This window comes from Romboutsia sp. (assembly GCF_051659545.1).
Taxonomy (GTDB): Bacteria; Bacillota; Clostridia; order Peptostreptococcales; family Peptostreptococcaceae; genus JBOFOR01.
In genome coordinates, this window is sequence record NZ_JBOFOR010000092.1 from 23,063 (window position 1) to 36,187 (window position 13,125).

Annotated in this window: 11 protein-coding genes and 1 riboswitch; all 11 genes read left to right on the forward strand. The window is 29.8% G+C overall.

Annotated elements, in window-relative coordinates; genetic code table 11:
• Positions 1–783 (forward strand): ComF family protein, encoded by a 783-nt coding sequence (locus ACRC03_RS05550; protein WP_438651561.1) that lies wholly within the window; start codon positions 1–3, stop codon positions 781–783.
• Between the two features lie 688 nt (positions 784–1,471).
• Positions 1,472–2,014 (forward strand): ribosome hibernation-promoting factor, HPF/YfiA family, encoded by a 543-nt coding sequence (gene hpf / locus ACRC03_RS05555; RefSeq protein ID WP_438651562.1) that lies wholly within the window; start codon positions 1,472–1,474, stop codon positions 2,012–2,014.
• 133 nt (positions 2,015–2,147) lie between these two features.
• Positions 2,148–4,820 (forward strand): preprotein translocase subunit SecA, encoded by a 2,673-nt coding sequence (secA, locus tag ACRC03_RS05560; protein WP_438651563.1) that lies wholly within the window; start codon positions 2,148–2,150, stop codon positions 4,818–4,820.
• Positions 4,821–4,835: 15 nt separating this feature from the next.
• Positions 4,836–5,946 (forward strand): peptide chain release factor 2 gene (gene prfB / locus ACRC03_RS05565; protein ID WP_438651564.1). Its coding sequence is split into 2 segments (ribosomal slippage): positions 4,836–4,910 and positions 4,912–5,946, totalling 1,110 coding nucleotides; the frame shifts between segments, so codons are not numbered across the junction.
• An 84-nt stretch (positions 5,947–6,030) separates the two neighbouring features.
• Positions 6,031–8,172: a Tex family protein gene (locus ACRC03_RS05570; protein ID WP_438651565.1), complete on the forward strand. Its 2,142-nt coding sequence runs from the start codon at positions 6,031–6,033 to the stop codon at positions 8,170–8,172.
• A gap of 21 nt (positions 8,173–8,193) precedes the next feature.
• Positions 8,194–9,351 carry an amidohydrolase gene (locus ACRC03_RS05575; protein ID WP_438651566.1) on the forward strand — a complete coding sequence of 386 codons (1,158 nt, stop codon included), beginning with the start codon at positions 8,194–8,196 and terminating at the stop codon, positions 9,349–9,351.
• A 120-nt stretch (positions 9,352–9,471) separates the two neighbouring features.
• Positions 9,472–9,590, forward strand: a riboswitch (FMN riboswitch).
• 130 nt (positions 9,591–9,720) lie between these two features.
• The gene (locus ACRC03_RS05580; RefSeq protein WP_438651567.1) at positions 9,721–10,332 is read left to right on the forward strand and encodes an ECF transporter S component; all 612 of its coding nucleotides are present in this window, start codon (positions 9,721–9,723) and stop codon (positions 10,330–10,332) included.
• A gap of 440 nt (positions 10,333–10,772) precedes the next feature.
• Positions 10,773–11,225: a tRNA (adenosine(37)-N6)-threonylcarbamoyltransferase complex ATPase subunit type 1 TsaE gene (gene tsaE, locus ACRC03_RS05585; protein ID WP_438651568.1), complete on the forward strand. Its 453-nt coding sequence runs from the start codon at positions 10,773–10,775 to the stop codon at positions 11,223–11,225.
• The gene (tsaB, locus tag ACRC03_RS05590) at positions 11,225–11,941 is read left to right on the forward strand and encodes a tRNA (adenosine(37)-N6)-threonylcarbamoyltransferase complex dimerization subunit type 1 TsaB (RefSeq protein ID WP_438651569.1); all 717 of its coding nucleotides are present in this window, start codon (positions 11,225–11,227) and stop codon (positions 11,939–11,941) included. The genes tsaE and tsaB overlap by 1 nt, the downstream gene beginning before the upstream one ends.
• Complete coding sequence (gene rimI, locus ACRC03_RS05595; RefSeq protein ID WP_438651572.1) at positions 11,931–12,386, forward strand: ribosomal protein S18-alanine N-acetyltransferase; 456 nt, start codon at positions 11,931–11,933, stop codon at positions 12,384–12,386. Before tsaB ends, rimI begins: the two co-directional genes overlap by 11 nt.
• A gap of 2 nt (positions 12,387–12,388) precedes the next feature.
• The coding region (gene tsaD / locus ACRC03_RS05600) for a tRNA (adenosine(37)-N6)-threonylcarbamoyltransferase complex transferase subunit TsaD (RefSeq protein ID WP_438651570.1) at positions 12,389–13,125 on the forward strand (737 nt) is incomplete at its 3' end.

Here is a 13,125-nt window from a genome sequence, read left to right on the forward strand (position 1 = left end):
ATGAAAAATATAGAAAATAAAAATTATAATATATTCAGCCAGGTAATGAATATATTATTAGACTTTATATACCCAGATAATATAAGTTGTATATTATGTGATAAACCAATCAAGAAAACTAACACATATTCACTGTGTAAGGAGTGTTTTAATGAAATGAGGTTTATACTTGATGGTTGTATAAAATGTGGAAAGCCTATAATATATCATTCCTTAGAAAAGCAGGACATTTGTGGATGTAGTTATTGTTTTAATAAATCTTTTTACTTTGATAAGGCAATATCGTGTATAGAGTACACAGATATAAGCAAAAAAATAATATTCAAATTTAAGTATAAAAATAGTACTTACATAAGTAGATATATAGCTAGTATTATGAAAGAAAAGTTAGAGCTAGAAAATCTAAAATTTGAATATATATTATTTGTACCATTACATAAAAAGAGACTGAGAAAAAGAGGATTTAATCAAACTCAAAAAATAGCAAAAGATTTAAGTAAATTAATAAACACGCCTGTACTAGATAAAATAGAAAGAAAGATTTACACAAAAAAACTATTTAAGCTTAGCAAAGAACAAAGGTATAAAGAATTAAAAAATACGTTTATTTTAAAGGATAAGGAACAAGAACTAAAAAACAAAAATATTTTGATTGTAGATGATATATTAACTACTGGTTCTACAGTAAATGAAATTTCTAAAATCTTAAAATTAAATGGAGTTAACAAAGTATTTGTAATAACTCTTTTAACTGGACATAACGATTGTTATGTTGTGGAATAAATTTATATTGACATATTAAATAGAAAATATTAAAATAAATAAGTGATATTTAGGTCTGTGGTTGAAAGTCCAAGCCAGTCGCAGGCAAAGGGATCCACGTAAGTTAATTCTAAAAATTGAGTTAATGATCATGGTGCGGCTTAGAAGTAAGACCTACCGATAATAAATCGAGAGAGTTAGTAGTGCGGCGAACCCAAGCGAACTCTCCAGTAGGCGAGTGTGGGGTCAAAAACCAGGTCAGCTAAATATCCAAAAAGTACCTTAAAGGTGCTTTTTTTTATTTTAAAATATAAAATATGAAAAATTTCTAAAAAAATTTTTTAGAAATTTTAGTATAAAATATGAAATTACGACATAAATACACAAATTAATAACAGTTAACAATAGTATTTGTGGATAACTAGTAATTAAAAAATAGCTTAAAATACAGAAAACTAAAGTTATTAACAATTTTATCCACATTGTCCACAGGTGAAACGATTAATATTAATCCACATGTATAATTTTAAAATAATATTAAAGTTGTAATTAAATGAAATTTCTCTTTGGTTGTATATATTAAATTATAAAAGTTAACAATAAAATAAAGGATTATAGAAATGAATGACGAATATATTATAAAAGTATAAAAAAATTTATATAAACTATAATTTTTTTTATACTGATATAACTGAAGGGAGATGTTCTTATGAATATAATAATATCTGGAAAACAAATGGAATTAACAGATGGTATCAAAGGTGCTATAGAAGAGAAATTAGGAAGATTGGATTTCTACCTTCATCCAGAAACAGAAGTAAAGGTTACTGTTAGTGCTAAAAAAGCTAGACAAAAAATTGAAGTTACAATAATACCTATAAGTGGACCAATAATAAGAGCTGAGGATATAGAAGAAAATTTATATGCAGCTATAGATATTGTATATGATAAGTTAAATAAGCAATTAAGAAGGTATAAAAATAGATTACAAGATAGACATCAAAAAAATCAAAGTATTAGATTTGAAACAGTTGAAACACCTGATGTAGAGGTTGAAGAAGAGGATGATTTCCAAATAACTATAGAAAGAAACAAAAAGTTTGATATGAAACCTATGAGTGCTGAAGAAGCTGTGTTACAAATGGAATTAATAGAACATGATTTCTATATGTTTAGAAATATAGATACAGATGAGATATCTATAGTATATAAACGTAAAACTGGTGGTTATGGACTGATAGAACACGAATAAAAAATTAAAATTTAAAGTAAAGCTATCAATAAATTAATTATTGATAGCTTTTTTAGTAAATAATATTACCATATAGTTTTTTTATGGTAAAATGATATATAGTACAAAAAATACGTTGGGAGGCATATTAAACATGAGTTTTTTAGATAGTTTATTTAATATGGCAGATAAAAAAGAAATAAAAAAGTTTAATAAAATAGTAGATAACATAGATTTATTAGAACCTAGATTTGGAGAAATGTCTGACAAAGAGCTAAAAGAGATGACTAATATATTTAAGGATAGATTATCACAAGGGGAAAGCATAGACGATATATTACCAGAAGCATTTGCGGTAGTAAGGGAAGCATCAAAAAGAGTGTTAGGAATGAGACACTATGGTGTTCAGCTTATAGGTGGTATGGTTCTTCATCAAGGTAGAATTGCTGAAATGAAAACAGGGGAAGGTAAAACATTAGTTGCAACAGCACCAGTATATTTAAATGCTCTTACTGGTAAAGGGGTACATGTAGTTACAGTAAATGATTACTTAGCAAAACGTGATAAAGAGCAAATGGGAAAAGTATACGAATTCTTAGGTATGACAGTTGGGGTTATAGTGCACGGACAAAACCCACAAGTAAGAAGAGAACAATATAAATGTGATATAACATACGGAACAAATAACGAGTACGGATTTGATTACCTAAAAGACAATATGGTAATTCACAAAGAACAAATGGTTCAAAGAGAATTGAATTATGCTATCGTAGATGAGGTGGACTCTATATTAGTGGATGAAGCTAGAACTCCCCTTATAATATCTGGACCTGGGGATAAATCAACTCATTTATATGCAGATGCTAATACATTTGTATTAACATTAAAAGAAGATAATTATGAAATAGACGAAAAGCAGAAATCAGTATCTTTAACAGAATCAGGCATACAAAAGGCAGAGGTTTATTTTAATGTAGATAATATAACTGATGTAGCTCATATGGAATTATATCACCATATAAATCAAGCATTGAAAGCACATTGTATAATGAAGAGAGATGTAGATTATGTTAGTAAAGATGGAGAAATAATAATAGTCGATGAATTTACAGGAAGATTAATGTTTGGTAGAAGATATTCGGAAGGATTACACCAAGCAATTGAAGCAAAAGAAGGATTAAAAATACAAAGAGAATCTAAAACTTTAGCTACAGTAACATTCCAAAATTATTTCAGAATGTACAATAAGCTTTCTGGTATGACAGGTACTGCAAAAACAGAAGAAGAAGAATTTAAAGCAATATACAAAATGGATGTTGTTCAAGTTCCTACTAATAAAGAAGTTAAAAGAGATGACTTAGCAGATGCTGTATACAAAAATACAAAAGGTAAGTTTAATGCTGTAGTGGAAGACATCATAGAAAGACATGCAAACAAGCAACCAGTACTTGTTGGTACAGTATCAATAGAAACTTCAGAGCTATTGTCTCACTTATTAAAGAGAAGAGGAGTTAAGCATGAAGTATTAAATGCTAAGCACCATGATAAAGAAGCAGAAATAATTGCTCAAGCAGGTAGATTAGGTTCTGTTACTATAGCAACAAATATGGCTGGTCGTGGTACGGATATAGTTTTAGGTGGTAACCCAACTTTCCTTACGAAAAGAGAAATGAAGAGATTAGGTTATGATGAAGCAGTAATAAACAAAGTAGATGCTTCTTTAGAAGGTATAGATGAAGAAGGAAATGAAGATTTATTTGCGGGAAGAGCTGAATACAAAAAGCTCTATGAAGAATTCAAAAAGAAAACTGAAGAAGAGCAAGCTGAAGTTGTTAAAGCAGGTGGACTTGTTATAATAGGTACAGAAAGACATGAATCTAGAAGAATAGATAACCAATTAAGAGGACGTGCTGGTCGTCAAGGTGACCCAGGTAGCTCAAGATTCTACATATCTCTAGAAGATGATTTAATGAGACTATTTGGTAGCGAAAAAATATCTTCTGTCGTAGAAAAAATAGGTTTAGAAGAAGATATGCCTATAGAGCATAAAATGTTATCTAAATCTATAGAAGGTGCCCAAAAGAAAGTTGAAGGTAGAAACTTTGGTATAAGAAAGCACGTACTTCAATACGATGATGTTATGAATAAGCAAAGAGAAACTATATATGCAGAAAGAAGAAGAGTATTAGAAGGAGAAAACCTTCAAGATCAAGTACAAAACATGATACAAGCACTTATAGAAGAAGCAGCTAGAGCATATTCTCAAGATGAAGGATTAAATATTGATGGATTTAGAGACTATTTATATCACTTATTTATGCCTAAAGGAAGTATAGAAATTCCAGATATGGAAAAACTTAATACAGCTGAAATAGTAGAGGCTGTTTATGAGATAGCAATGAAGATATACAATGGAAAAGAAGATAGAATAGGTTCTGAGAGAATGAGAGAAGTAGAAAGAGTAATTCTTCTTCAAGCAGTAGATAATCATTGGATAGACCATATAGATGCTATGGATCAATTACGTCAAGGTATCGGTCTACGTGCAATAGGTCAAATAGACCCAGTTATAGCATATACAAATGAAGGATTTGAGATGTTTAATGAAATGAACACTCATATACAAGAAGATACAATAAGATACTTATTTAACATAACTATAGAAGAACCTGTAGAAAGAAAGCAAGTTGTAGATGTGGATAAACTATCATCTAATGCTGATAATGGACCTGAGAGCAAGACAGTTAAAAAAGATGAATCTATAGGTAGAAATGATGATTGCCCTTGTGGAAGTGGAAAGAAATACAAAAAGTGTTGTGGCAGATAGTTTTGGAGGGTTCAAATGTTAAATGTACAAGATTATAGAAACAGTGTGGAGAAGATGTCTTCAAATATAGAAGAATTGAGGGTTTCTCTTTGACATTGCTTCACTATGTCTTAAAATAAATGAATATGAAGAAAAAATGAATGAGCAAGATTTTTGGAATGATAATGAAAAAGCTCAAAAAGTACTTCAAGAAAATAAATCACTTAAAGAAACTATAGAGGAATATAATTTTCTTAAAGAAGCTTTAGAAGAAATAGAGATTCTAATAGAATTAGGTTTAGAAGAAAGTGATGAGTCTATTGAAAAAGAAATAGAACAAAATATATCAAACCTTGAAAAAGAAATAGATGCAGTAAGAATAAAGACTCTTTTAAGTGGAGAATATGACAAAAATAATGCTATACTGTCTATAAATGCAGGTACAGGTGGATTAGATGCTCAGGATTGGGCTCAAATGTTACTTAGAATGTATATCAGATGGAGTGAAGGTAAAGGTTATAAGGTTAGGGTATTGGATATGATATCAGATCCTGAAGCTGGAATAAAAAGTGCTACTTTATCTATAGAAGGCTTAAATTCTTATGGATACTTAAAAAGTGAAAAAGGAGTACACCGTATGGTTAGGATATCACCTTTTGACCCATCAGGAAAAAGACATACATCATTTGCATCTATAGATGTTATACCAGAATTAGATGAAAGTGTAGAGATAGATATTAATCCTGTAGATTTGAAAATTGACACATACAGAGCATCTGGTGCAGGAGGACAACATGTAAATACTACTGACTCTGCAGTAAGGATAACACATATACCTACAGGTGTTGTAGTTCAATGTCAAAATGAGCGATCTCAACACAAAAATAAAGACACAGCTATGAGAATGCTTATGGCTAAGTTAATAGAGCTTAAGGAACTTGAGCAAAAAGAAAAGATAGAAGATATACAAGGTAAGTACTCTCAAATAACTTGGGGAAGCCAAATCAGATCTTATGTATTCCAACCATATAAACTAGTCAAAGATCATAGAACTAATGCGGAAATGGGAAATGTAGACAGTGTTATGGATGGTAATGTAGATTTATTTATAAATGAATATTTAAAAATGAATAAATCAAAAAAATAACTAAAGTAAGGGCTTGAGAATTTAATTCTTGAGCCTTATTTTAGAGTTATTATATTAAAAAATTATAGAAAAGGAAGAGATTTTATGAACATATATGAATTTTTAAAAGTAGAATTTAACCTTAGAGATGAGCAAATAAACAACACAATAAAGCTTATAGATGATGGAAATACAATACCATTCATTGCTAGATATAGAAAAGAAATGACAGGAGAAATGAGTGACGTTACATTAAGAGAATTCTATGATAAATTAATGTACCTAAGAAATTTACAAAAAAGAAAAGAAGATGTAGTAAGAATAATAGAAGAACAAGGTAAGCTTACAGAAGAAATAAAAAGAAATGTAGAACTTTCAAAAACTCTTCAAGAAGTAGAAGATATATATGCACCTTTTAAACAAAAGAAAAGAACAAGGGCAACTATAGCAAAAGAAAAAGGATTAGAAGGATTAGCTTTAGCTATATTAAATAGTAATATAGAAAACTTAGAAATAGAAGCTAAAAATTACTTAAATGAAGAGAAAGAAGTAAATACAATAGAAGATGCTATAAAGGGAGCAAAAGATATAATTGCAGAAGTAGTTTCTGATAATGCAAAAATTAGAAAGTATATAAGAGAACTTATTTTAAGAGAAGGTGTAATAGCTACTAAAAATGCAACAGAAGAAAAGTCTGTATATGATATGTACTATGATTATAGTGAAGGTGTAAAAAGTATAGCACCCCATAGAGTCTTAGCTATAAATAGAGGAGAAAAAGAAAACGTCTTAAAAGTAAAAGTAGAAATTAATAATGAAAAAGTAGTAAATCATATAATCAATGAATATGTAAAAAAAGAAAATCTAAAAAACAAAAATGAAATAATACAATCTATAGAAGATGCCTACAAAAGATTGATATTCCCTTCAATAGAAAGAGAAGTAAGAAATCACCTAACAGAAATTGCACAGGAAAGAGCTATAAGTGTATTTGGAAAAAATATAAAGAGTTTACTATTACAACCGCCAGTCAAAGATAAAGTTGTTATGGGTTTTGACCCTGCTTTTAGGACAGGTTGTAAGATAGCAGTAGTTGATAAGAATGGTAAACTATTAGAAACTATAACTGTATATCCTACAGAGCCTCAAAACAATGTAGAAGGTGCAAAAAATACATTAGTAGGATTAATAGATAAATACGCCGTAGATATAATTGCTATAGGTAATGGAACTGCATCAAGAGAATCTGAAAAAATTGTATCAGACATGATAAAAGAAATAGATAAAGACGTTCAATATGTAATTGTAAGTGAAGCAGGAGCATCTGTGTATTCTGCATCAGAACTTGCTACTGAAGAACATCCAGATATAAATGTATCTTTAAGAGGTGCTATATCAATAGGAAGAAGATTACAAGACCCATTAGCTGAACTTGTTAAAATTGACCCTAAGAGTATTGGTGTAGGTCAATATCAACATGATTTAAATCAAAAAAGACTACAAGAGGTTTTAGGTGGAGTAGTAGAAGATTCGGTAAATAGTGTAGGTGTAAATTTAAATACAGCGTCTTACTCTTTATTAGAACATATAGCTGGAATAAGTAATAGTATTGCTAAAAATATAGTAGCTTATAGAGAAGAAAATGGAGATTTTACATCAAGAGCACAATTAAAGAAAGTTAAAAGATTAGGTCCTCAAGCCTTTACTCAATGTGCTGGATTTATGAGAATTTTGGATGCTAAAAATCCTTTAGATAATACAGGAGTACATCCTGAAAGTTATGATATATGCAAAAAAATGTTAGAGCTATTAGGATACTCACTAAAAGATATAGAAAACAAAAACATAGAAGATATAGATTCTAAAATTAATGAAATAGGAATAAAATCATTAAGTGAGCAATTAGAAATAGGCCAAGTAACTTTAAAAGATATAATTGATGAAATAAAGAAACCAGGAAGAGATCCAAGAGAAGAAGGAATAAAGCCTATACTTAGAACGGATGTTTTAAAAATAGAGGATATACAAGAAGATATGGTACTAAAAGGAACTGTAAGAAACGTAGTAGACTTTGGGGCCTTTGTTGATATAGGAATAAAAAATGACGGTTTAGTTCATAAATCTCAAATGAGTAAATCATTTGTAAAGGATCCTATGACTATAGTTACAGTAGGAGATATAATAGATGTAAAAGTCATAGGAGTAGATATGAACAAGCAAAGAGTAGCTTTATCTATGAAGATTTAAGCTATATTAGGAGGAGAATATATGATATTCATCAAAAATGGAATAGTAAACACAATAACAAATGGAATAATAGAAGAAGATATATTAATAGAAAATGGAAAAATAATAGAAATAGGTAAAAATATAGTAGCGCCATTAGATGCAGAAATTATAGATGCACAGGGGAAATTTATATACCCAGGATTTATAGATGCTCATACTCATTTAGGATTATGGGAAGATGGTATGGGATTTGAAGGAGCAGATGGAAATGAGGAAACTGACCCTATTACTCCTCAATTAAACCCTATAGATGGTATAAATCCTATGGATAATACATTTAAAGAAGCTGTTCAAGGAGGGATAACATCTGTATGTACAACTCCGGGAAGTGCAAATGTAATGGGAGGACAATGTATTGCCATAAAAACTTTTGGAAAAAGAATAGATAAAATGGTTATAAAAAATCCAGTGGCATCTAAAATAGCTTTTGGAGAAAATCCGAAAAGTTGTTATGGTAGAGATGAAAAAACACCTCAAACTAGAATGGCAATAGCATCGCTTTTAAGAGAAAATCTTAAAAAAGCAGAAGAATATTTAGAAGAAATAGAATTATACATGGAGCATGAAGATCATGATAAGCCAGAGTATGATATAAGAATGGAAAGTTTATTACCAGTTTTAAAAAGAGAAATACCTTTTAAAGTACATGCTCATAGAGCTGATGATATATTTACTGCCATAAGAATAGGAAAAGAATTTGATTTAAAACTAACATTAGATCACTGTACAGAAGGACATTTAATAGCTGATGAGTTATTAGAAGAAGGTTATCCAGTAGTAGTAGGACCATCTTTATCTGAAAGATCAAAAATAGAATTAAGAAACCTAACTTTTGACACAGCAGGAATACTTTCGAATGCAGGGGTTGAGGTATCTTTAATGACAGACCATCCTGTTGTACCGGTTCAATACTTACCGATGTGTGCAGGTATAGCTGTAAAACATGGTATGAAAGTAGATAAAGCATTAGAAGCTATAACTATAAATCCGGCCAAAACTCTAGGTATAGAAGATAGAGTAGGTTCTATAGAAGTAGGAAAAGATGGAGATATAGTTATTTGGGATGGAAGTCCTCTAGATATTCAAAGTAATGTACTTTTCACTATCATAGATGGAAAGTTAGTTTATAAAAAATAGAAACTCAATAACATAAAAATTATATATATATATATATATGAAATTATATTAAAATAAGTAGTTGCTTTTACTTATAAATTTTAATACTATATAAATATAACAGGAAAAATTAAATAAACGAAAGATCTTCGGGGCAGGGTGAGATTCCCTACCGGCGGTATAGCCCGCGAGCTACAATAGTAGCATGATTTGGTGAAATTCCAAAGCCGACAGTATAGTCTGGATGAGAGAAGAGACGAATTTTTTACATTATATATAAATATATGTTTTTTGCGTATATTATATAAATTGAACTCAAAAAATAAGCTCGAAGATGATCTCTTCGAGTTTTTATTTTTTCCTAATAATAAAATTAGGAGGTTATATTTTATGCAAGAAACAATAAAAAATAATAGGGTTTTTACTACATCTACCTTAGTAAAGGTGGCAATATTATCAGCAATAGGTTATATACTAATGTTTATATCTGTACCAATACCAACAATATTTCCAGATTTTTTAAAGATTGACATATCAGATTTAACTGCTCTTTTAGGTGGTATAGCTATGGGACCATTAGCTGGTCTTACAATAGAATTTTTAAAAAACTTATTACAGTTTATAACAGGTTTTTCAACAACAGGGGGAGTTGGGGAGTTTGCAAACTTCTTGATTGGTGGCTCTTTTGTATTTATAGTTTCTTATGTATATAGAAAGAAAAAGGATACTACAGGTGTTGTTGTAGGCATGATACTTGGTACTATAGTGATGGCTGTAGTAGGATGTTTAGCAAATTATTTTATAATGTTACCTTTATATGCAGCAGTAGGATTTTCAACAGATGCTATAGTAGGTATGGCTTCAGCTATAAATCCTTATATAACGGATAAATTAAGCTTTGTAATATGGATGATAGCTCCATTTAATATATTAAAGGCTATAATCATGTCTTTAATAACATTACCAATTTATAAAAAGACAGAAAAAGTTTTAAACAAATAAAATTAGCGTTATAAGAGTGATGTGATAAATACACACTTTATATGGTCAAGAATATTGTTAGATGCTCAAAAAGACGAACATAAATTAATAATTTATGTTCGTCTTTTTATATATTAAATTTTTAACAAAGTATCGTAAAAAAACACTGCCTACTGCAAAGAATATAGACAGTAAAAAAGGGTTGGAATATAGAGTAAACAAAAAGAATTTCAATAATAAGATAACTTTAATATCATTAAAAATCCTTACAGTTTCATTTAGCCTATTTTCTTAATTAAATAGTAGTTCATGGATATACAAAAGTCAATTATAATATTAGAGATTATAATACTTTATAATAATAGATGGTTATAATATAATAATATCTAGTTGATAATTATATTTAACGACTAAATATGCAGTTTTAAGCATAAATAAAGTGTTACTATGGAGAGGTTATTATGATTAATATATATTTAGGAAATGAAGAAAATACTAGAGAAATAGGATACAAATTAGGAAAATTATTAGAGCCAGGAAGTGTCATATGTTTAGTAGGAGATTTAGGTGCAGGGAAAACTACTATGACTCAAAGCTTAGCAAAAGCATTAGAAGTTGATGATTATATAACTAGTCCTACCTTTACTATAGTAAACGAATATGAAGGAAAAATGCCATTATATCACTTTGATGTATATAGAATAGGTAGCAGTGATGAAATGTATGATATAGGCTATGATGAATATATAAATGGTGAAGGCGTATGTATAATAGAATGGTCAAACTTAATAGAAGACATACTTCCAGATGAATATTTACATATAGAGATTAAATATAAAGAGATGGCAAGAGAAATGATATTAACTCCAGTGGGAGAAAAATACGAGAAAATTGTTAAGGAGTTGACGCAATAATGAAGGTTTTAGGTATAGACACATCTTCAATGGCTGCAAGTGTAGCTGTTATAGAAGATAATAAATTGATTTGCGAGTACACAATAAATACTAAAAAAACACATTCTCAAAAGCTTATGCCTATGATAGAAAATATGCTGAGAATAAGCGATATAGATGTTAATGAAATGGACATGATTGCAGTATGTGAAGGTCCAGGATCATTTACTGGACTAAGAATCGGAATGGCTACAGCAAAGGCAATAGCGCACGTAAATAACTTACCTATAGTAGGAGTAAATTCTGTAGAGTTATTAGCAGGAAATATGGATTTATGTGATAAAAAAATATGTTCAATTTTAGATGCACAAAGAACACAAGTATACATGGGTCAATATAAATTAGAAAATGAAGAATTAGTAGAATTAAAAGGCGTAGATGTAGTAGAAATTGAAGAATTAATAGAAGAGCTTAAGAATAGTAATGAAGACTGGATTCTAGTAGGAGAAGCCGTTTACAAATACGAGGACAAGCTTAAAGAAACAAACAATATACACATACCTGCTTCATCTCACAATGTAAATAGAGCCAGCAGCCTATGTTCTATAGCAATAAAAAAATACAACAAAAATATAGCTATACATGATTGTTATAGTATAAATCCTATGTATGTTAGAAAATCTCAAGCAGAAGTTCAATACGATGAGAAAATGAAGAGGTTAAATGATGGAAAATAATTTAGTTATAGAAAAAATGACATCTAAAGATATTGATGGAGTCTTTGAAGTTGAAAAAAGTTGTTTTGAAGACTATTGGTCGAAAGATTCATTCATGAAAGAACTTAAAAATGATGTAGCAAGGTATTTAGTAGCAAAGATAGATGGGAAAGTAGTAGGATACGTTGGAATATGGTTAGTAATGGATGAAGGACATATAACAAATGTCGCAGTACATAAAGATTATAGAGGACAAAAAATAGGAGACAAACTAATAAAAGAGTTAATAGAAGTTTGCAAATCGAGCAACATAGTAGCAATGACATTAGAAGTAAGAGCATCAAATGTAGCAGCTCAAAATCTTTACAAAAAATATGGATTTAAACTAGCAGGAATTAGAAAAGAGTATTATAGCAACAACAAAGAAGATGCTATGATAATGTGGAATGATATAAAGGCGGTGTAGTCATGAAAGATATAATAACATTAGCAGTAGAAAGTAGCTGTGATGAAACTGCAGTAGCAGTTTTAAAAAATGGTAGAGAAATAATCTCAAACGTAATTTCTACGCAGATAGATTTACATAAAAAATTTGGAGGCGTAGTTCCAGAAGTAGCCTCTAGAAAACACATAGAAAACATAGATGGAGTATTACAAGAAGCTTTAGACGAAGCTAAAATAACTTTAAATGATATAGACCATATAGCGGTAACCTATGGACCAGGCTTAGTAGGAGCATTGCTAGTAGGCTTATCTCATGCTAAGGCACTTGCTTTCACTTTAAATAAGCCTCTAGTGGGAGTTAACCATATAGAAGGTCACGTAAGTGCAAATTACATTGAACATAAGGATTTAAAGCCACCATTTATAACACTAATAGTATCAGGTGGACATACTCACTTAGTAGAAGTAAAAGACTACGGTAAATATGAAATACTAGGAAGAACTAGAGACGATGCATCAGGAGAAGCCTTTGACAAAATAGCTAGAGCAATGAACTTAGGGTATCCAGGCGGTCCAATAGTAGACAAATTAGCTAAAGAAGGAAATAAAAAAGCCATAGACTTCCCAAGAGCTTATTTAGATGACGGTTATGATTTTAGTTTTAGTGGATTAAAGTCAGCAGTTTTAAATTACTTAAATGGCAAGAAAATGAAGAACGAAGAAATAGTTGTAGAAGATGTATGTGCATCATTCCAAGAAGC